This window comes from Pseudonocardia sp. 2-7 (genome assembly GCF_056341085.1).
The window spans coordinates 552,530-572,113 of record NZ_CP094507.1 but is presented as its reverse complement, the minus strand read 5'-3'; the positions used below and the strand labels follow the sequence as shown (position 1 = coordinate 572,113).

At 74.3% G+C, this 19,584-nt stretch carries 21 protein-coding genes and 3 tRNA genes; 13 read left to right on the top strand and 11 right to left on the bottom strand.

Annotated elements, in window-relative coordinates:
- Nucleotide 1: 1 nt before the first annotated feature.
- Nucleotides 2-652 (bottom strand): FMN-dependent NADH-azoreductase, encoded by a 651-nt coding sequence (locus tag MTO91_RS02920; RefSeq protein WP_346105864.1) that lies wholly within the window; start codon nucleotides 650-652, stop codon nucleotides 2-4.
- 91 nt (nucleotides 653-743) lie between these two features.
- Between MTO91_RS02920 and MTO91_RS02915 the strand changes: the two genes are divergently transcribed.
- The 3 genes from MTO91_RS02915 to MTO91_RS02905 all read left to right on the top strand — a co-directional run bounded on the left by MTO91_RS02915 (nucleotide 744) and on the right by MTO91_RS02905 (nucleotide 2,480).
- Nucleotides 744-1,226: a MarR family winged helix-turn-helix transcriptional regulator gene (locus tag MTO91_RS02915; protein WP_251787193.1), complete on the top strand. Its 483-nt coding sequence runs from the start codon at nucleotides 744-746 to the stop codon at nucleotides 1,224-1,226.
- A gap of 62 nt (nucleotides 1,227-1,288) precedes the next feature.
- Nucleotides 1,289-1,843, top strand: a complete 555-nt coding sequence (locus MTO91_RS02910; RefSeq protein ID WP_357439189.1) for an ATP-dependent Clp protease proteolytic subunit — start codon at nucleotides 1,289-1,291, stop codon at nucleotides 1,841-1,843.
- Nucleotides 1,844-1,853: 10 nt separating this feature from the next.
- The gene (locus MTO91_RS02905; protein ID WP_405419809.1) at nucleotides 1,854-2,480 is read left to right on the top strand and encodes a MerR family transcriptional regulator; all 627 of its coding nucleotides are present in this window, start codon (nucleotides 1,854-1,856) and stop codon (nucleotides 2,478-2,480) included.
- Here MTO91_RS02905 and MTO91_RS02900 read toward each other — a convergent pair.
- Nucleotides 2,462-3,367 (bottom strand): endonuclease/exonuclease/phosphatase family protein, encoded by a 906-nt coding sequence (locus tag MTO91_RS02900; RefSeq protein WP_476653673.1) that lies wholly within the window; start codon nucleotides 3,365-3,367, stop codon nucleotides 2,462-2,464. The two genes, MTO91_RS02905 and MTO91_RS02900, sit on opposite strands and share 19 nt — an antisense overlap.
- Nucleotides 3,368-3,491: 124 nt before the next feature.
- Here MTO91_RS02900 and MTO91_RS02895 point away from each other — a divergent pair, with 124 nt between their 5' ends.
- Nucleotides 3,492-4,430, top strand: a complete 939-nt coding sequence (locus MTO91_RS02895; RefSeq protein WP_476653671.1) for a hypothetical protein — start codon at nucleotides 3,492-3,494, stop codon at nucleotides 4,428-4,430.
- Here the strand turns inward: MTO91_RS02895 and MTO91_RS02890 are convergent.
- The 6 genes from MTO91_RS02890 to MTO91_RS02865 form a co-directional block, all read right to left on the bottom strand.
- On the bottom strand, nucleotides 4,414-5,358 hold the full coding sequence (locus tag MTO91_RS02890) for an MBL fold metallo-hydrolase (protein WP_476653669.1): 945 nt from the start codon (nucleotides 5,356-5,358) through the stop codon (nucleotides 4,414-4,416). The two genes, MTO91_RS02895 and MTO91_RS02890, sit on opposite strands and share 17 nt — an antisense overlap.
- Nucleotides 5,359-5,441: 83 nt before the next feature.
- Nucleotides 5,442-5,515, bottom strand: a tRNA-Phe gene (locus MTO91_RS02885).
- A gap of 36 nt (nucleotides 5,516-5,551) precedes the next feature.
- Nucleotides 5,552-5,625 (bottom strand) — tRNA-Asp (locus MTO91_RS02880).
- A 40-nt stretch (nucleotides 5,626-5,665) separates the two neighbouring features.
- Nucleotides 5,666-5,738: transfer RNA gene (locus tag MTO91_RS02875), tRNA-Glu, on the bottom strand.
- Nucleotides 5,739-5,858: 120 nt separating this feature from the next.
- Complete coding sequence (locus MTO91_RS02870) at nucleotides 5,859-6,077, bottom strand: hypothetical protein (RefSeq protein WP_062399816.1); 219 nt, start codon at nucleotides 6,075-6,077, stop codon at nucleotides 5,859-5,861.
- A 185-nt stretch (nucleotides 6,078-6,262) separates the two neighbouring features.
- Nucleotides 6,263-7,624, bottom strand: coding sequence for a GDSL-type esterase/lipase family protein (locus MTO91_RS02865; protein WP_476653668.1), 1,362 nt, complete (start codon nucleotides 7,622-7,624; stop codon nucleotides 6,263-6,265).
- Between the two features lie 190 nt (nucleotides 7,625-7,814).
- On the opposite strand from MTO91_RS02865, the gene MTO91_RS02860 reads away from it, so the two are divergent.
- From MTO91_RS02860 to MTO91_RS02825, 8 genes are all read left to right on the top strand, one after another.
- On the top strand, nucleotides 7,815-9,704 hold the full coding sequence (locus tag MTO91_RS02860) for a propionyl-CoA synthetase (protein ID WP_476653666.1): 1,890 nt from the start codon (nucleotides 7,815-7,817) through the stop codon (nucleotides 9,702-9,704).
- A gap of 148 nt (nucleotides 9,705-9,852) precedes the next feature.
- Nucleotides 9,853-10,110, top strand: coding sequence for a hypothetical protein (locus tag MTO91_RS02855; RefSeq protein WP_405419821.1), 258 nt, complete (start codon nucleotides 9,853-9,855; stop codon nucleotides 10,108-10,110).
- Nucleotides 10,111-10,205: 95 nt separating this feature from the next.
- The gene (locus tag MTO91_RS02850) at nucleotides 10,206-10,397 is read left to right on the top strand and encodes a ferredoxin (protein ID WP_062399810.1); all 192 of its coding nucleotides are present in this window, start codon (nucleotides 10,206-10,208) and stop codon (nucleotides 10,395-10,397) included.
- Between the two features lie 100 nt (nucleotides 10,398-10,497).
- On the top strand, nucleotides 10,498-12,123 hold the full coding sequence (locus MTO91_RS02845; protein WP_476653665.1) for an acyl--CoA ligase family protein: 1,626 nt from the start codon (nucleotides 10,498-10,500) through the stop codon (nucleotides 12,121-12,123).
- Nucleotides 12,124-12,148: 25 nt separating this feature from the next.
- Nucleotides 12,149-13,366 carry an MFS transporter gene (locus MTO91_RS02840; RefSeq protein ID WP_476653663.1) on the top strand — a complete coding sequence of 406 codons (1,218 nt, stop codon included), beginning with the start codon at nucleotides 12,149-12,151 and terminating at the stop codon, nucleotides 13,364-13,366.
- 43 nt (nucleotides 13,367-13,409) lie between these two features.
- Complete coding sequence (locus MTO91_RS02835) at nucleotides 13,410-14,381, top strand: ATP-binding cassette domain-containing protein (RefSeq protein ID WP_251787183.1); 972 nt, start codon at nucleotides 13,410-13,412, stop codon at nucleotides 14,379-14,381.
- Nucleotides 14,378-15,196 carry an ABC transporter permease gene (locus MTO91_RS02830; protein ID WP_373324059.1) on the top strand — a complete coding sequence of 273 codons (819 nt, stop codon included), beginning with the start codon at nucleotides 14,378-14,380 and terminating at the stop codon, nucleotides 15,194-15,196. The genes MTO91_RS02835 and MTO91_RS02830 overlap by 4 nt, the downstream gene beginning before the upstream one ends.
- 67 nt (nucleotides 15,197-15,263) lie before the next feature.
- Nucleotides 15,264-15,650, top strand: coding sequence for a DUF1304 domain-containing protein (locus MTO91_RS02825; protein ID WP_476653660.1), 387 nt, complete (start codon nucleotides 15,264-15,266; stop codon nucleotides 15,648-15,650).
- Nucleotides 15,651-15,784: 134 nt separating this feature from the next.
- Here MTO91_RS02825 and MTO91_RS02820 read toward each other — a convergent pair whose 3' ends face one another.
- From MTO91_RS02820 to MTO91_RS02810, 3 genes are all read right to left on the bottom strand, one after another.
- Nucleotides 15,785-16,909, bottom strand: a complete 1,125-nt coding sequence (locus tag MTO91_RS02820) for a DUF4190 domain-containing protein (RefSeq protein WP_476653659.1) — start codon at nucleotides 16,907-16,909, stop codon at nucleotides 15,785-15,787.
- A 105-nt stretch (nucleotides 16,910-17,014) separates the two neighbouring features.
- Nucleotides 17,015-17,854 carry a DUF72 domain-containing protein gene (locus MTO91_RS02815; protein ID WP_073577901.1) on the bottom strand — a complete coding sequence of 280 codons (840 nt, stop codon included), beginning with the start codon at nucleotides 17,852-17,854 and terminating at the stop codon, nucleotides 17,015-17,017.
- On the bottom strand, nucleotides 17,851-18,612 hold the full coding sequence (locus MTO91_RS02810) for an alpha/beta fold hydrolase (protein ID WP_253067621.1): 762 nt from the start codon (nucleotides 18,610-18,612) through the stop codon (nucleotides 17,851-17,853). Before MTO91_RS02810 ends, MTO91_RS02815 begins: the two co-directional genes overlap by 4 nt.
- Before the next feature lie 135 nt (nucleotides 18,613-18,747).
- Between MTO91_RS02810 and MTO91_RS02805 the strand changes: the two genes are divergently transcribed.
- Nucleotides 18,748-19,578, top strand: coding sequence for a serine hydrolase domain-containing protein (locus MTO91_RS02805; RefSeq protein WP_073577902.1), 831 nt, complete (start codon nucleotides 18,748-18,750; stop codon nucleotides 19,576-19,578).
- Nucleotides 19,579-19,584 lie beyond the last annotated feature (6 nt).

Here is a 19,584-nt window from a genome sequence, read left to right as displayed (position 1 = left end):
CTCACGCGGCCGGCGTCACCGCGGCGACCCGCTCCCCGGCCGTCCGGGCGTCGATGCGGGCGCGCTCGCGCTTCTCCGCGGCCAGCGGGCGCAGCTCGCTCATCGCGGGCACCACGTCGGCCAGGGTCAGCTCCGTCTCCACGACGGTCACGTCGGCACCCCACACGTCGCGCAGGATGCGGGTGATCCAGCCGGAGCCGTGGTCCCAGCCCTCGCGCGGGGTGCCCGGCCCGTAGCCGCCTCCCCGGGAGACGACGAGCACGACCGGGCGGCCGGCGAGGGGCGTGCTGCCCGGCGCGAACCGGGGGTCGGTGATCAGGGCGTCGACCCAGGTCTTCAGGTGCGCCGCGATGCCGAAGTTGTAGAGCGGCGATCCGATGACGACGGCGTCCGCGGCCAGCACCTCGTCGGCCAGCTCCGCGATGCGCGCGAGGGCCCCGCGCTGCTCCGGGGTGCGGTCGGCCTCGGCCACGTACCCGGCCGCGACCGCGGTGGTCCACAGGTCGGCGGGCAGCGGGGCGGTGCCCAGGTCACGGCGGACGACCTCGGCGCCCGGTCGCGCGTCGAGGTAGGCGCGCTCGACCTCGTCGGCGATCTCGCGGCTGACGGAGCCCTCGGTGCGGATGCTCGCGTCGAGTCGGAACAGGGACATGACGACCTCCCGGTGGATCTGGGGCGAAGATGTTCTGTTGAACAGAGTATCTGCGCGAGAGACGACCTTGGCAAGCGCGTACCCTGTGACCATGTCCGGTCCGTCCGCCCCGCAGAGCGTCGAGTGCGACCTGGCGTGGGCGTTGGCCCGGGTCGCCCGCGACCACGCCACGGCGGTGCAGTGCGTCGTCGGCACGCTGCCCGGCGGTCAGCGCGGCTTCCAGGTGCTCGCCGCCGCGGCCGGGGACGATCCGCCCACCCAGCTCGCACTCGCCCGCAAGCTCGGCGTGGACCGCACCGTGATGACCTACCTGCTGGACAAGGTCCAGGAGGCGGGACTGATCGAGCGGCACCCCGACCCGAACGACCGACGGGCCCGCCGGATCGTGCTGACCACGGCCGGCCGGGCGCTGCTCTGCGAGACCGAGACGCGACTGCGCGCCGCCGAGGCCCACATCCTGGCGCCGCTCTCCCCGGACGAGCAGGGCGCGCTCCGCACGCTGCTGCGCCGGGTCGCGACCGCGGGCACCGACCCGACCTCCGCCGAGGGCGAACCCCGTCCGCCGTCGGCGTAACCGCAGCTCAGGTGGCCCGACCCGGCCCTAGTGTCGGGCGGCACCCGAGGAGCGGAGATCCGATGCCCGTCCTGTCCACCCCGTCCGACCCCGCCGACCGTCTGCTCGGCGAGCGGATCGTGCTGCTCGCCCGCGAGATCGACGACGACGTCGCCGCCGAGACCTGCGCGCGCCTGCTCCTGCTGGCCGCCCAGGACGCGCGCCGCGACATCACCCTGCACGTCCTGGCGCCCGGCGGCTCCCCGGTCGCCGCGATGGCGGTGCACGACACGATCCGCACGCTCGGTGTCGACGTCGCGACCGTCGCCGTGGGATCGCTCGCGGGCCCGGTGCCGTTCCTCGTCGCGTCGGGGACGCCGGGCAAACGGCTCGCCCGCGCACACGCCGCGTTCCTGCCCACCGCCGACGGGCCGGTCCGCGGCTCGCACCCCGGCGACGTGCGGGTCCGGGCCGACCACCTCGCCGGACGCCGCCGCGAGATCGAGTCGCTGACCGCGGCGTACTGCGGCGCCCCGTTGCCCGACGACGCCCGGGACCGCTGGCTGTCGGCGGCGGAGGCGGTGACCTTCGGCCTCGTCGACGGGCTGTCGGAACCCCGGACCGAAACGGATAGCTAGAGTCTCCGATGTGCGAGTCTCGGATCTGTCCCGGTCGTCCGGTGTCCCCGTCGCGACGATCAAGTACTACCTGCGCGAGGGCCTGCTGCCCCGCGGCGAGACGACGTCACCGAACCAGGCCCGCTACGACGACGCGCACGTCCGCCGGCTGCGCCTGATCCGGGCGCTCGTCGAGGTCGGCGGGCTGCCGATCGCGACCGTCCGCGAGGTGCTGTCGGCCGTCGACGACCCCGCGGTCGGCCTGCACGACATGCTCGGCCGGACGGTCTACGCGATCACCGGCGACGTGGGCGCATCCGGCTCGCTCGACGAGGCGGAGGCCGACCTGGCCGGAGCCGTCGCCCACGTGGGCTGGCAGGTCGGGAAGGACGCGCCCGCGCTGGCCGGGGCCCGGTCGGTGCTGGCCCGGATGCACGAGCTGGGCTGGGGCCCCGGCGAGGAGACCCTGCGGGCGTGGGCCGAGGCCGCCGACCGCGCCGCGGAGGGCGACCTGGCCGCGATCGGGCGGACCACCGACCGCGAGGAGGCCGCGGAGACCGCACTGGTCGGCACCGTCCTCGGCGACGCCCTGCTCGCGGCCCTGCGCCGGATCGCCCAGGAGAGCCGCTCCGCGCAGCGCTACCGCGCCGGGTCCTGAGTCCCGGGCAGCCGCACCGTCACCAGCACCGCGCGGTGGTCGCTGCCTGGGGTCTCGAGGACGACGTGGCGGCGGGTCACCGACCCGCGGGGCACGAGCACGTGGTCGATGCGGATCCCGGCCCAGCGCGGCAGCGACGACGGGAAGGTCCCCACGAGCCCCCGCCCGGTGCCGTCGGTGGCGTCGACGCAGTCGCCGGACGCGTCGCGCAGCCGCCGGTGGTCGACGACGGCGTTGAGGTCCCCGGCCACGACCGGCGCCGGTCGGGTGCGGGTCCACTCCCCGATCAGCGCGAGCTCACCGGCCCACAGCTCGGTCCACCGCGGGTTCGTGGGCGCGGAGGTGTGCACCGCGTACAGCGTCCGGGCACCGAGCAGCCCACCGGTGACCTCCAGGTACGGCAGCCGCATCCCCTGCCCGGGCCGCACGTCGACCTCCCCGGCCCGCGGCGCGACCAGCACCACCGTGCCGCGCTGATCCGGGACGCCGGGCGGGACCGATGACCAGCCGCGGTAGCCGCCGAGCAGGGGCAGGAGCCGGTCGAGGTAGGCGACGCCCGCCTCGGGCAGCACGACGACGTCCGGCCGCTCCCGGGTCACCGTCGCGGCGAGCGCGCCGGTGTCGGCCCGCCCCAGCAGCACATTCGCGACGAGCACGGTCAGCTCGGGCCCGTCCGGCAGCGGACCGTCGGGGCGCGGCAGCACCCGTCGCAGTGCGGGAGCGGCGGCCGCGGCGCCGGCCAGGCCCACCGCCGTCGCGGTGCGGCGCAGCCCGGTGAGCCGCAGGAGACCCGCGACCCCCAGTCCGGCGACGCCGAGGTGCGGACGCAGCGCGGTCAGCCCGACCAGGGCCGAGCGCCGGTCGGTCCGCCACCGTCGCGGCAACACGGTGACGGCGGTACGCAGGGCTCGGTCGACGATCACGGACACGGGTGGACAACGGACGCGGGCCGCGCACGGTTCCACGAGAATCACATGGACAGTCCAGCTATCCGATAGTTACAGTATCCACATGCGGAACATCCTCGCGTGGCACCGTCCGTTGATGGTCGTCGGTCTCGTCTGCGCCGCGGCCGTCCCGCTCGGCCTGCTGGGCACCCTCGTCGACCCGCGCGAGGTGCTCGGCGCGCCGGTGTGGCTCAAGCCCACCAAGTTCGCCGTCTCCATCGCGATCTTCTGCGTGACCTGGGCCTGGCTGTACGACCAGCTGCGCTCCCGGCGCGGCCGGACCCGTGGCGCGTTCCTCGCGGGCACGGTCGCGGCGGTGGCCCTGGTGGTGGAGATGGTCGTCATCGCCGTCCAGGCCGGGCGGGGCACGACCAGCCACTTCAACTACACCTCCCGGCTCGACGCGGGCCTGTGGACCACCATGGGGATCTCGATCGTCCTCGTCTGGCTGGCGACGTCGTGGGTCGCCGCCGGGCTGTTCGCGGTGCGCGACCTCGACCCCGCCCGCACGGTCGCGATCCGCGCCGGCGCGGTGCTCGCGCTGGCCGGTATGGCGCTCGGCTTCCTGATGACGTCACCGACCCCGGACCAGCTCGCCGACTTCCGCGGGATCGCCGGGGCGCACACCGTCGGCGTCCCGGACGGCGGCCCGGGACTGCCGCTGGTCGGGTGGAGCACGCTGGGCGGCGACCTGCGCGTCCCGCACTTCGTCGGGATGCACGCGCTGCAGCTGCTGCCGCTGCTGCTGATCGTGTTCGAGCTGGCCGCAGGGCGGGTGGCACGGCTGGCCGACCCACGGGTGCGTCGCGACCTGATGACGACGGCCGCCGCCGGCTACACCGGCGTGCTCGCCCTGCTGACCTGGCAGGCGCTGCGCGGACAGCCGCTCGTCGAGCCGGACACGCCCACCGTCGCCGCAGCCGGGGTGCTGACGGTCCTGGTGGTGGCCGGCGCCGTCGTCGCGCTGCGGGAGCGGCGACCGGTGCTCACGCCAGACAGGTGAGCGGGCGTCCGCCGTTGTACTCGACCATCTCGGCGAGCGCGGCCGTGCTGTCGATCGGGGCGCCGCGCTCGGCGCCGTCGAGCTCGGCGTAGGCGCGGTGCAGGTTCCCGACGATGCGCTCGGCGTCCGGCCAGTCGCCGAACCGGCCGAGGTCGGTGTCGCGGGCGGCCTCCAGCGGGCGGATGCCGGCGTCGCGGGCGCGCTCGGCCAGGTCGAGGACGAACCGCAGGTAGTCGACCGTGTCCCGGAGCGGCCCGTCGCCCCGGAACACCGGCCCGTGGCCGGGCACCGTCGTCGCGGCCCCGAGCGGGAGCACCACCTGCTCCAGGACGTCGATCGCGCCGGTCACCGAGCCCATCAGCAGGAACGGCGTACCGCCGTTGAACACCAGGTCCCCGCAGTAGAGGACCGACCGGTCGGGTACGTGCACGAGGACGTCGTTGGTGGTGTGGGCGGGCGTCCCGACGTGGAGGACATCGGCCCGCAGGTCCCCCAGGTGCAGCGCGATGCGGTCGATGAAGGTGAGGAACGGCGGGTCCAGCGGGAGCGAGCCCCAGTCGCCGTGGTCCCAGAACGGCAGGTCCCGGGGCGGGCCGAAGGCGATCATCTCCGCGCGTGCCCGCTCGTGCGCGACGACCGTCGCGCCGGAGAACAGGGCGTTGCCCCAGGTGTGGTCGCCGTGGTGGTGGGTGTTGACCAGCGTGCGGACCGGCCGGTCGGTGACCTCGCCGATCGCGGCCGCGAAGGCCCGCGTCCGGCGCTCAGTGGAACAGGAGTCGACGGCGACGGCCCCCTGCGGCCCGACGAGCAGGCCCGTGTTGTTGATCCACCAGGTGCCGTCCGGCTGGACGTAGGCGAAGAGCCCGTCGGAGACCTCCTCCAGCCGGGGCGGGCCGGGGACGGTGATGTCGTGCGGGTAGGAGCTCATCGGCCGATCGTGACCGAACCGACCCCGGAACGCACGAGAGCCGGTCGGTGGCTACCGACCGGCTCTGCGGGGGATCAGGACTGTGGCCAGGGGCGGGGTCGAACCGCCGACCTTCCGCTTTTCAGGCGGACGCTCGTACCAACTGAGCTACCTGGCCCCGGCCTCCGGTGAACCGGAGATCCAGAGAGTGGAGCGACCCAGACGGGACTCGAACCCGCGACCTTCGCCGTGACAGGGCGACGCGCTAACCAACTGCGCCACTGGGCCTTGCTCTCGCGAGACGCATCGTAGCCGATGTGTCTCGCGGTACCCCCAACGGGATTCGAACCCGCGCTGCCGCCTTGAAAGGGCGGAGTCCTAGGCCGCTAGACGATGGGGGCTGGGACCAGGCCCGAGGGCCTCGACCTTCCCTCAACGGCTGTCCGTTGGGAGTGAGGAAACCTTACGACACCGCTCCGAGGGGCCCTGCAACCACCCCCCGGTTCCGGCGTCGCCGCAGGTCAGCGAGCCACGGGTGGCGGCTGTTCCGGGTTGCCGGAGATCAGCCCCAGCATGTCGAGCAGCTCGCGCAGATCCTCGGAGTCGTCCGAGTTCCGGGCGACGACGAGCCGGGCGCGCTGCACCTGGTCGTCGGAGACCTTGAAGGCGTCGGCCGCGTTCCGCGGCGCCGGAATGGAACTGGTGTCGTCGTCGATGCCGCGCTTCGCGCCGATGGTCACGAGGCCTCCCCGTAGGCCGCCAGGACCTGCTCCGGGCCCGTCCGTGGGACGCGCCGCGTGCCGGTGTCCGTCGGTACCGCCACGTGCTGTGGCCGTGACCAAGACGTTACCCATCGTGCGGGGACCCCGCACGCCCCTTCCCGGGTGACGGCCGGTCACCCAGCGCTGTGCGGGACGGGTGCGGCTCAGCGATCCGGCGAGACCCGGCAGGGGCTGCCGGACAGCTCCCCGACCGGCACGGATGCGGCCAGCGCCCGGTACCCGGCGGGCGACGGGTGGAGCCCGTCGCCGGAGTCCAGATCCGGACGGAGCCGGTGCGGGTCACCCGGGTCGCCCAGTGCGGCGGCCGCGTCGATCACCCCGTCGGCCCAGCGACGACCGTCCGAACGGAGCCAACCGTTCACCTCGTCCCGGGCCGCGACGGCCGTCGGGGTGGCGCGACCGCCACTGGCCGACGGCGGGATGGTGGTGAGGAACACGCGCAGCCCCGCGGCGCGGGCCCGCTGGGCGAAGCCCTGCAGCCCGGCGACGAGGTCACCGGCGGCCGCGCCGGCGGCGAGGTCGTTGGTGCCGACGAGCAGCACCACGTCGCGCACGCCGGGGACGGCGGCCACGTCGTCGTCCCAGCGGGTCGACGGCGCGTCACCGCCGGCCGGCGGGTCGTCCTGCAGCAGCTGGTTGCGCGACAGTCCCGCGTTCAGCACGGTCATCGGCCGGTCGCCGCCCGCCGCGGCCAGCCGGGCGGCGAGCTGGTCGGGGAAGCGGTCGTCGCCGCCGGGGGTGGAGCCCACGCCGTCGACGAGGGAGTCCCCGATCACGAGGACGGCGCCGTCCGGGCGGGCCGCCAGGACCTCCATACCGGTCAGCACCGGCCAGGACTGCAGGGTCGTGCCGAAGCCCGCCGCGTCCGGGGCCGCGGTGCGGTCCCCCGGCCCGGACAGCCACGCGGTGCGCATCGCGACCGGGTGCGAGCCGATCGTGCGCGGCACCTCGGCCAGGAACAGGCTCACCGTCAGCGGCACGCCCGCCGCGGCGGCGACCGGTGCGGGATCGGTCAGCACCTCGGCACCCGCCGGGATGTCGGCCACGGGGGCCCCGCCGACGGTCAGCGGGACCGGCCGGGTCACCGCGGCGCCCGGGCCGGTGGCGCCGACGGTCATCGCCGCGATCCGCAGCGGCCCGTCGCCGTGCCGGTTGGACAGCCGCAGCCGCAGCTCCTCCCCCGCCGCGCCGGGCCGCACCACCATCCGCAGCGTCCGGCCGGCGAGACTGTCGCCGGGGACGGCCTGCTGCGCGGCGTGCCAGGCGGCCGTCCAGCCGGGGGTGCACGTCGTCGCCGCGGCCGCCGCCGGGACGACCGACGGGACCGGGGCACAGCCCGCGGCCACGAACCCGGCGAGCAGCGTCCCGAGCACCGCCGCACCGGCGGCACCCCGCCTGCCACGCCACCGGACCGCACCGTCGTCGGGCCGCACCGGCACCGCCTCCCGTCCGTGGGCCCGCCCGCGGATCGGACGGGTCCCCCACGCGCTGTGTCGGGCCGTCACCCGATCACGTTACGGATCCGCCCGGTCACACTGCGACGATCGGCGCGTCGTCGTCGCCGAACGGCCCGTCCCTCCGGAGCGGTCCGCCCACTAGAGGGCTGCGCGTTGTCGGTGTCACCTCCTAGGGTCGTCGGCGACACGAGGGGCGGCCACCGTGGGCCGCCGGGATCGCCAGGGGAAGAGGACGACGGTGACCGCCTACGAGGAGATCTTCCGTTCCAGTGTGGACGACCGTGAGGGCTTCTGGCTCCGCGCGGCCGGCGGGATCGACTGGGACGTCACCCCGACCCGCGCGCTCGACGAGTCGAACCCGCCGTTCTACCGCTGGTTCCCCGACGGCGAGCTGAACGTCGCGTACAACGCGCTCGACCGGCACGTCGACGCCGGGAACGGCGACCGCACGGCCCTGGTGTACGACTCGCCGGTCACCGGGTCGCGGCGCTCCTACACCTATGCGGAGCTGCGCGACGAGGTCGCGCTGTTCGCGGGCGTGCTGCGCGACCAGGGCATCGGCCACGGCGACCGGGTCGTCGTCTACATGCCGATGGTCCCCGAGGCCGCGATCGCGATGCTCGCCTGCGCCCGCCTCGGCGCCGTCCACTCGGTGGTCTTCGGCGGGTTCGCCGCCAAGGAGCTCGCCGTCCGGATCGACGACGCCGGGCCCAAGGTCGTCGTCTCGGCGTCCTGCGGCATCGAGGGCAAGCGCGTCATCGAGTACAAGCCGCTGCTCGACCGGGCGATCGAGCTGTCGGACCGCAAGCCCACGTCCACGGTGATCCTGCAGCGCGAGCAGGCCACCGCGCAGCTGGGCCCGACCGACGTCGACTGGGCCGAGGCCGTCGCCCACGCCACGCCCGCCGACCCGGTTCCGGTGAAGGCCACCGACCCGCTCTACGTGCTCTACACCTCCGGCACCACCGGCAAGCCGAAGGGCGTGGTGCGCGACTCGGGCGGCTACGCCGTCGCCCTGGCCTGGTCGATGCCCAACATCTACGACGTCGGCCCCGGCGAGACGATCTTCACCGCGTCCGACGTCGGCTGGGTCGTCGGCCACTCCTACATCGTCTACGCGCCGCTGCTGGCCGGAGCGACGACCGTGCTCTACGAGGGCAAGCCCGTCGGCACGCCGGACGCCGGACAGTTCTGGCGGGTCGTCCAGGAGAACGGGGTGAAGTCCGTCTTCACCGCGCCCACGGCGTTCCGGGCGATCAAGAAGGAGGACCCGGAGGGCACGTTCCTCGGGCAGTACGACGTGTCCTCGCTGAAGTACCTCTTCCTCGCCGGCGAGCGCCTCGACCCCGAGACCCACCGCTGGGCCTCGGATCTGCTCGGCATCCCCGTCATCGACCACTGGTGGCAGACCGAGACCGGCTGGCCGATCGCAGCCAACCCGGCGGGCATCGAGCTGCTGGAGATCAAGCCCGGCTCACCGACCCGTGCCATGCCCGGCTGGGACGTCCAGGTCCTCGACGAGCGGGGCGACCCGGCCGAGCCCGGTGTCGACGGCGCGATCGTGGCGAAGCTGCCGCTGCCGCCCGGTGCGTTCCCGACCCTGTGGAACGACGACGAGCGCTACGTCAACTCCTATATGTCGGCGTTCGAGGGCTACTACCTCACCGGCGACGGCGGGCACCTCGACGCCGACGGCTACGTCTTCGTCATGGGCCGCACCGACGACGTCATCAACGTCGCGGGCCACCGTCTGTCCACCGGGGGGATGGAGGAGGTCCTGTCCTCGCACCCGGACGTCGCGGAGTGCGCGGTGATCGGCGTCGCGGACACCATGAAGGGGCAGGTCCCGCGCGGGTTCGTGGTGCTGAAGTCCGGCGTCGACAGCGACGCCGAGGGCTACGAGGACGGGCTGCGCGCCGAGCTCGTGCAGATGGTGCGCGACCAGATCGGCGCGGTCGCCTCCCTCAAGGACGTCGCGATCGTCCCGGCCCTGCCCAAGACCCGTTCCGGCAAGATCCTCCGCAAGACGATGCGCGGGATCGCCGACGGCGCCGAGGAGCCGGTGCCCTCCACCATCGACGACGCGTCGGTGCTGGACACGCTGCGTCCGGTGCTGCGGAGGGAGTGAGCGCCCTCCATCGGGTGGTCCGGATGCGCCCCGCTTGACCCGGATCACCCGATGGCGGTAACGGCGGACGGCCGCGACCCGATGGTTGGTCGACGGCCGCTGCCGCTCCCCGGCATCCCCCGCGCGGTCGTCGACGTGGAGGTGTGCCGTGGACCCGGCGCGACTGCGACTCGCGGCACTGGCCGCCCCGGTGGCGCTCGGCGCCCTGCTCGGCGTGGCCGCGATGCTCGAACCCGACGAGGTGCGCCTGCCCTCGGTCGGCAGCATCCCGGTGACCACCCGGTCGACGACCGCGCTCCTCACCGGGGTGCCGCACACCACCCCGCCGCCGACGCCCGTGCAGGCCCGCGCGAACCTCGCGCCGCAGCCGTTGCCGACCGCCGCGCAGACCCGCGACAGCCGCTGACCTGCGGCCTTCCCGAGCGAGGAAGGGAAGCATAACCGCAGGTCAGGGAGCCCTCAGTCCTGCGGCGTCGGCACGGCGGGGGCACCATGGATGCCATGAAGGTCATCGTGGATTTCGACCGCTGCGAGAGCAACGCGGTCTGCATGGGTGTCGCGCCGGAGGTCTTCGAGGTGCGCGACGACGACTACCTCTACATCCTCGACGAGAACCCGGCCGAGTCGCTGCGGCCGAAGGTCGAGGAGGCGGCACGGAGCTGCCCCAAGGCCGCCATCACGATCGAGGGCTGAGCCCCGGCGGTCGGGGGGCTCGGCCGGCGCGGGTTGCCGGGTACTCCTCGCGGCGAGCAGAATCGCGGCGACGAGTGCACCGCCTGCGAAGGAGCCGACCGTGACACAGGGCGCGACGACCGACGTCTGGACCACCCCGCTCACCCCGCTGGCCTTCCTGGGCCGCTCGGCCGAGGTGTTCGCGGAGTCCACGGCGATCGTCTACGGCGACCGCAGGCACACCTACGCCGAGTTCGCGGCGGAGGCGACCCGGGTGGCGAACGCCCTCGCCGCGTCGGGCGTCGAGCCCGGTGACCGGGTCGCCTACTTGCTGCCGAACGTCCCGGAGATGCTCGTCGCGCACTTCGCGGTGCCGCTGGCGGGCGCGGTCCTGGTCGCGATCAACACACGGCTGTCGACCGAGGAGGTCCGCTACATCCTGGACCACTCGGCGGCCACGGTGCTGGTCGTCGACGCCGTCCTGTACGAGACGGTCCGCCCGGTCGCCGACGAGCTGGCCACGGTCCGCGAGATCGTCACCGTCGTCGACCCGGCGGCGCCCGGCGACGGCGTCGGCTCCGGGACGGGCTACGCCGACCTGCTCGCCCGCGGCTCGGACGACCCGCGGCCCTGGGCCGTCGACGACGAGCGGGCCACCATCACGATCAACTACACCTCGGGGACGACCGGCAACCCGAAGGGCGTCGAGTACCACCACCGCGGTGCGTACCTGAACTCCTTCGGCGAGATCGTCCACTCCGGGCACACCGCGGACAGCGTCTACCTGTGGACGCTGCCGATGTTCCACTGCAACGGCTGGTGCACCCCGTGGGCCGTGACGGCCATCGGCGGCACCCACGTCTGCCTGCGCGAGGTCCGCGGCGACACCATCTGGCGGCTGATCGGCGAGCACGGCGTCACCCACCTCAACGGCGCCCCGACCGTCGTCACGACGATCATGAACTCACCCGAGGCCGTCACCCTGGACTACCGGCTGACGATCACGACGGCCGGCGCGCCGCCGTCGCCGACGACCATCCTGCAGATGGAGCGGATGGGGTTCCGCATCGTGCACGTGTACGGCCTCACCGAGACCTACGGGCCGTACGCGGTGAACCAGTACCAGCACGCCTGGGACGACCTCGACGGCGAGGAACGGGCCCGGCTCCAGGCCCGCCAGGGGGTCGGCATGGTGTGCGCGGACCGGGTCCGGGTGGTCGACGAGGAGATGGCCGACGTCCCCCGCGACGGCGCCACGATGGGCGAGATCGTGATGCGCGGGAACAACGTCATGAAGGGCTACCACCGCGACGAGGAGAAGACCGCGGAGGCGTTCCGGGGTGGCTGGTTCCACTCCGGCGACCTGGGCGTCGTGCACCCCGACGGCTACGTCGAGCTGCGCGACCGGGCCAAGGACGTGGTCATCTCCGGCGGCGAGAACATCTCCACCGTCGAGGTCGAGCAGGCGATCGTCTCGCACGACGCGGTGCTGGAGGCCGCCGTCGTCGGGGTGCCGGACGAGAAGTGGGGCGAGGTCTGCAAGGCCTTCGCCGTGCTCAAGCCGGGCCGCTCCGCCGAGCCGCAGGAGCTGATCGACCACGTGAAGACGAGGATCGCCCGGTACAAGGCACCCAAGTACGTCGAGGTCGTCGACGAGCTGCCCAAGACCTCCACCGGCAAGGTCCAGAAGTTCGAGCTCCGCGAGAAGGAGTGGGCCGGCCGCGGGGACTCGCGCATCCAGGGTTAACGCATATCGGTTAGCGTTGCTGAACGTGAGCATCGCAACCGAACTGGCCACGACGGACACCGCGTCGCCGTCCGCCTTCCGCGTCGCGACCGGCGCGGTGGTCGTGACGACGGCGTCGGTGCTCCCGGTGTTCCTCACCGGCGCCCTATCGGTGCAGCTCTCGCGCGACCTGGCCTTCGACCCGTCCGGGCTGGGGCTGGTCGTCGCGCTGTACTTCGGGGTCAGCGCGCTGTGCTCGCTGCCGGTCGGCATGGTCGTCGAGCGGGTGGGATCACGGGTGACCAGCCGGATCGCCGTCGTCGGGGCGGCGGTGCTGATGGCGGCCCTGGCTCTGGGCGCGCGGTCCTACGTCGCGCTCGTCGTCCTGCTGCTCTGCGGCGCCTGGTGCAACGTGATGGGCCAGCTGTCGTCGAACCTGACGCTCGCGCGCTCGGTGCCCGCCCACCGGATGGGGCTGTCGTTCGGGGTGAAGCAGGCCGCGATCCCCGCGGCGACGCTGCTGGCCGGGCTGGCCGTCCCCGCGGTGGCGCTGACCGTGGGCTGGCGCTGGGCGTACGGGATCGGCGCGCTGCTGGCGCTGGCGGCACTGTTCGCGTGCCCGCGCACCGACGCCCGCCCGGCGGCCCGCACGGGGTCCGGCGACCGGGCGACGGCCGCGCTCGCGGTGATCGGCGCCGCCTCCGGGCTCGCGGCCGGGACCGCGACCGCGCTCGGCATCTTCCTGGTCGCCTCGGCGGTGGACCGCGGGATCGACCCCGGTCTGGCCGGGCTGATGCTGACCCTCGGCAGTGTGGTGGGGCTGTCGGTGCGGATGCTGCACGGGTGGCTGGCCGATATGCGCTCGGGCGGCCACGTCGCCGTCGTCGCGGCGAGTCTCGCCGCGGGCGCCGGCGGGTTCGGGCTGCTCGCCGTGCCCGGGACGCCCGCGCTGGTCGTCGGGGTGGTGCTGGCGTTCGGGCTGGGCTGGGCGTGGCCGGGTCTGCTGCAGTTCGCCGTGGTGCGGCTCAACCCGTCCGCCCCGGCCGCGGCGACGTCGATCGTGCAGGTCGGCGTCTACGCCGGCGGTTTCGCCGGACCGATCGTCTTCGGCTCGCTCGCCACCCACGCGGGCTTCCCGACCGCGTGGACGGTCAACGCCGTCGTGATGCTGGTGTCGGCGGCGTTGATGCTGGTCGGGCGCCGGATGCTGCTCGCCCACGCGCGCCGCCGGGCCGAATCAGGACGCAGGTTGTCAGGGTCGTAGGGCACAGTGGCCCCCACTCGCACCTTCCGAGGGGGACAACACGATGCCGGACGCGATCCGCGCCACGGGACTGGTCAAGACCTATGGTTCGCTCCGCGCGCTCGACGGGGTCGACCTGTCGGTGCCGGAGGGGACGGTGCTCGGCCTGCTGGGCCCGAACGGCGCCGGGAAGACCACGGTCGTCCGGGTGCTGACCACACTGCTGACACCGGACGCGGGCGCGGCCACCGTGGCCGGCGTCGACGTGCTGGCCGACCCGGCAGGCGTCCGCCGCCGGATCGGTCTGTCCGGGCAGTACGCCGCGGTCGACGAGTACCTGACCGGCTTCGAGAACCTGGAGATGGTCGGGCGGCTCTACCACCTGGGTCGGCGCCGGGCCCGGGACCGGGCCCGTGAGCTGCTGGCCGACTTCGGCCTGACCGACGCCGCGGACCGTCCGGCCCGGACCTACTCCGGCGGGATGCGCCGCCGGCTCGACCTGGCCGGGGCGCTCGTCGCCGACCCGCCGGTGCTGCTGCTCGACGAGCCGACCACCGGGCTGGACCCGCGCAGCCGCAACGACCTGTGGGACGTGATCCGCGGGCTCGTCGCGCGCGGGACGACGCTGCTGCTCACCACCCAGTACCTGGAGGAGGCCGACGCGCTGGCCGACGAGATCGTGGTCATCGATCACGGCCGGGTCATCGCCCGCGGCACCGCGGACGAGCTCAAGTCGCAGGTCGGCGGGGAGCGCCTGGAGGTCACGACCAGCCTGGCCGACGACCTGGAGCCCACCTCCGCACTGCTCGCCTCGCTCGGCGTGGGTGAGGCCGTGCTGGACCGGCACCGCCGCTCCCTGACGATGCCGGTCAGCGGCGGGGTCGAGGTGCTGCGCGCCGCGCTGGACCGGCTCGCCGAGGCCGGCACCAAGGTCGACGACGCGGGGCTGCGCCGCCCGACGCTCGACGACGTCTTCCTCACCCTGACCGGGCGCCCCGCCGACGAGGCGGACCAGGCCGAGGAGCCGACCCCGTGAACGCCGCCGCCACCATGCTCGCCGACGCCTCCGTCGTCGCGAAGCGCAACCTGATCAAGATCAAGCGGGTCCCGGACCTGCTGGTCTTCACCACCCTGTCCCCGATCATGTTCGTGCTGCTGTTCGCCTACGTCTTCGGCGGCGCGATCGACCCGGCCGGCGGCGGGGCCGGGTACCGCGAGTTCCTGATGGCCGGGATCTTCGCCCAGACCGTCATCTTCGGGGCCACGAACACCGGCGCCGGGCTCGCCGAGGACGTCAAGAAGGGCATCATCGAGCGGTTCCGCTCGCTGCCGATGTCGTCGTCGGCGGTGCTGACCGGCCGGACCCTGTCCGACGTGGTGAACAACCTGATCGTGCTGGTCGTGATGTCGCTGACCGGGCTGCTGGTCGGCTGGCGCATCCACACCTCGGTCGGCGAGGCGCTCGCCGGGTTCGCGGTGCTGATCGTGTTCGCCTACGCGTTCTCGTGGGTGATGGCGTTCGTCGGGCTGCTGGTGCCGAGCCCGGAGGTCGTGAACAACGCGTCGTTCATCGTGATCTTCCCGGTGACGTTCCTGGCGAACACCTTCGTGCCGCTGAACTCGCTGCCCGGCCCGCTGCGGGTGTTCGCCGAGTGGAACCCGGTCTCGGCGGTCACCGCGGCCGCACGGACCCTGTTCGGCAACGACGGCGCGATCCCGGCCTCGGCGTCCGCCTCGGACGCCTGGCCGTTGCAGCACCCGGTGCTCTACGTGCTGATCTGGTCGGTCGTGATCGTCGCGGTGTTCGCGCCGCTGGCGAGCCGGCAGTACCGGCGGGCCGCGAGCCGCTGACCCCGCCGTCGCCGGTCCCACTACGGTCCCCCTGCGGCGGAACGGTTCCGCCGCGGAGGGGGCCGTCGTGATCGTCGTCGGGCTGGTGCTGACCGGGATCGGGGCGCTGATCCACGTCTACATCTTCGTGCTGGAGTCGCTGCTCTGGACCACCGACCGGGCCCGGGCGACCTTCGGTACGGACCGCGCGGAGGCGGAGCAGACCCGGACGCTGGCGTTCAACCAGGGCTTCTACAACCTGTTCCTCGCCGTCGCCGTGCTGCTCGGGACCGTGGTGTTCGCGACGGGCGCCCGCAGCGTCGGCGCGACGCTGGTGTTCACCGGCGCGGGCTCGATGGTCGCCGCCGGTCTGGTGCTGCTGCTGTCGGACCCGTCGAAGCGGCGGCCGGCGTCGATCCAGCTGGGGCCGCCGCTGCTGGGCGTGCTGGCCCTCGCGGTGGGGCTGGCGGCCTGACCCCGGACGTGGGGAGGCCCTCCCCGGGCGTCCCCGGGGAGGGCCTCGTCGTCCGTCGGGACGCTCGTCGTGCGTGACCACTCCAGCGACTGCGCGGGCGCGTCGCTGCCGAGCGTCCCGGCGTCCGTCTGGGGTTAGCCGACCTGGTTGAGCCAGGCTCCGCGGCTGTTGGAGAAGTCCATCGCGTCGTACAGCAGGACGTACTGCCCGGTCGCGCCGCTCGGCCGGTCGAAGCAGACGGTGCCGGTCGTGGTGCCGCCGGGCGCCAGCTGGCCGGCGGAGAGCAGCGAGTCGGAACCGAGCAGCGTGGTCATCAGCGCCGCGCCGTTCGGGTCCTGGAGCTTCCAGTCGAAGCCCCCGTTGAAGGACTCCGTACCGGATCCGGTGTTGGTGTACGTGACGTCCGAGCACAGGGTCTGCCCGATGGTCGAGTCGCCCGGCTGCAGCGGGGTGGCCGCGATCTGCAGGTTCCCGACGGTCAGCGTCTCACCTGCATCGGCGACCACGTCGTCGGCGGTCGCACCCGGGAAGGCGCCGGAGGCTCCCGACCCGGCCACGGCCGGAGTCGCCGTCGAGGAGGTCGTCGGCAGACCCGACACCGCGGCGGCGAACACCGACGCGTAGAGGACGCAGACCACGAGCCCGATCGCCGAGAGCACGGTGCCCGCGATCGCGACGCCGCGGTTGTCCGCCCGGCCCCTGCTCGCCCGGACGACACCGAGCACACCGAACAGCAGGCCCAGCAGCACCAGTGGCCAGGCGATCATCCCGATGATCGGGATGAAGGAGAACAGCAGGCCCAGGATCCCGAGCACCAGCGCGGTGACGCCGAACCCGTTGCGCGGGGCGACGGCGGGGACGGCCGGGGCCGCGGTGCGCTGCTGCGGGACACCGCCGCGCCGGGCCGCACTCGGCCAGGGCTGGGCGCCGGTGGCGGCCGGGGCCTGCTGCTGCGGGCCGCGGGCCTGCTGCGGGACCCCGCCCGGGTTGGTGCGGCCGAAGGGCGGCCCGCCGAAGGGGACCTCGGGGTGGCCGTCGTAGTAGGGGTTCGGGTTGCCGCCGGAGTGCTGCGGCCAGGGCTGGTGGTGCGGCGCCCAGCCCTGCGGCGCGGCACCGCGCGGGTCCTGCGCGTACTGCTGCTGGTGGCGTCCGGGGCCCTGGGGCCCCCGGTACTGCTGCGGGACACGGTGCGGGCCGGACTGCTGCTGCGGCGGGCCGGAGAGGTCCGGGGCGCCGTGGCGGTTCTGCGGAGTGGTCACGCCACGGCTGTCGCGGCGACGGCGGCCCGCGTATCAGCCGGCCCGCCCTTATCAACAAATGTGAGGACAGGTCCGTTCAGCCGTGCCGGTAGTCGGCCGAACAGGTCAGCCGAGGCGGTCGATCAGGGCCAGCGCGTCGGTCGGTGCGTGGACCTTCGCGTCGTTGTCGAAGTAGCAGACGACGTCGTGCCCGGCGTCGCGCCAGCCGCGGACGCGCTCCGCCCAGCCGTCGAGGGCCTCGGCGGTGTAGCCGCCGCTGTAGAGCTCCCCCTGGCCGTGCAGGCGCAGGTAGACGAGGTCGGCGGTCACCTCGTCGAACACCGGCCAGGTGCCCGCGGAGTCGGACAGCACCAGCGCGACCCCGTGCTCCCGCAGCAGCGCGGTGAACGCCGGGTCCCGGAACGACGGGTGCCGCGGCTCGACCGCGTGCCGCAGCGGGCGGTCGGCGTCGGTCTCGACCAGCGCCCGGCCGTCGAGCCGCTCGTCGTGCCCGGTCGCGGCCCGGGCGGCGGCCGTGGTGCTCGCCGGCAGCAGCTCCAGGAAGCGGGCCAGCCGGTCGGCGTCGAACCGCATCCGGGGCGGCAGCTGCCACAGCACCGGGCCCAGCGCCGGCCCCAGGCCGAGCACGCCGGAAGCGAGGAAGTTCGCGACCGGCACCGCGACGTCGCGCAGCTGCTTGAGGTGCGTCACGAACCGCGGGCCCTTCACCGCGAACACGAACCCGGCCGGGACCTGCTCGGCCCAGGCCCGGTAGTTCTCCGGGCGCTGCAGGGAGTAGAACGACCCGTTGATCTCGATCGAGGTGACCTGCCGGGACAGGTACTCCAGCTCGCGGCGCTGCACCAGTCCGGGCGGGTAGAACGTGCCGCGCCACGGCCGGTAGCGCCACCCCGACGTCCCCACCAGGGCCCGTCCGGGCCGGGTGGCGGATCCGGGGCGCGTCACGTGCCGCCGACCAGCCCGCGCAGCGCGGCCGCCCCGGCGACCGGGTGCGTGACGGGCCCGTCGTGGCCGCCGGGCAGCTCGACGAGCCCGCGGCCGAGCCGGGACGCGAGTACCTCGGCGCAGCGGTGCTCCCAGCGCCCGCGCGACTCGACCCCGCCGGTCGGGACGACCCGGACCCCGCTCGCAGTGATGTCGTCGGGGTCGATGCGGACGGCCCGTACCGCGGGGACGTCGTGGCGCAGGAACCGGCGCAGTGCGGGCTCCGGGTCCCCGGACGGCGGTTCCGGCCGGTAGCCGGGCTCGACGGGGTCGTCGCCCGAGGTCAGCGCGGCCATCAGCCGCAGCGCCCCGCCGAGGTCGTCGCGTGCGGCGAGCGCCTCGACCCGGTCCAGGGCCGCCTCGCGGTCGGCATCGCGGACGAGGCCGGGCAGCGGCGGCTCGTGCGCCACCAGCGTCGTGACCAGGTCCGGGTGGCGCACCGCGAGCAGCAGGCCGATCACCGCCCCGATGCTCACCCCCACGACGGCGGACGGTCCGGTGTCGGCCAGCAGCGCGGCGGCGTCGTCGGCGTGCGCGTTCAGCCCGACCGGGTCCGGCCCGGCCGGGCTGCGACCGACGCCGCGCCGGTCGTAGGTGCGGACCCGGTGGGTGACGGCGAGCTCGTCGACGAGCATCCGGGCCGCGCCGGCCTCGGCCACGCCGCCCTGGACCAGCAGCAGCGGCGGTCCCGATCCGGCCGTCTCGTGGTGCAGTGGCACGGTGCCCTCCCTCGCGGTGCGCGGCCGGATGCGGGACCCGGCGGACGCGGTACGGGCCCGATCATCGCCCGGGCGGCTGCGGTCCCGCCCGTTTGCCAGGATGGACGGCATGCGCACCCGACCGCACCTCCCGTCGTGACCGAGCTCGCCCCGGCGGTGCGCCGGGTCCTGGACTGGCCGGTCGACCACGTGGGCGCGGCCGTCGTCGCCGCCGACGGCACCGTGCTCGCCACCGCGGGCGCCACCGACCGCGAGTTCGGGCTGGCCTCGGTGACCAAGCTGCTCTCGGCCTACGCCGCCCTGGTCGCCGTGGAGGAGGGCGCCGTCGACTGGGACGACGCGGCCGGCCCGGAGGGCGCGACCGTGCGCCACCTGATCGCGCACACCTCGGGTCTGGCGTTCGACACCGACGACGTCCGTGCCGCCCCGGGTGAGCAGCGGATCTACTCGAACACCGGGTTCGCGGTGCTCGCCGGCGCCATCGCCGAGGCGACCGGCATCGGGTTCGCCGAGTACCTGCACGAGGCCGTCTGCGCCCCGCTCGGGATGACGCACACCCGGCTGGAGGGCTCGGCGGGCGCGGGCGCGGTGTCCACCGTCGACGACCTGGCCCGCTTCGCCGCCGAGCTGCAGGCCCCGCAGCTGCTGGACCCGCGCACCGTCGCCGAGGCGACGACCGTCGCCTACCCCGGGCTCGACGGCCTGCTCCCCGGCTACGGACGGCAGAAGCCGAACGACTGGGGCCTGGGCATGGAGATCCGCGACGGCAAGTCCCCGCACTGGACCGGGGAGCACTCGTCACCGCGGACCTTCGGCCACTTCGGGCAGTCCGGCACGTTCCTGTGGGTCGACCCGGACGTGCGCGCCGCCGCCGTCGTGCTGACCGACCGCGACTTCGGGCCGTGGGCGGTCCAGGCGTGGACGCCGTGGACGGACGGGGTGCTCGCGGCGCTCGCGACCGGCTGAGGACCG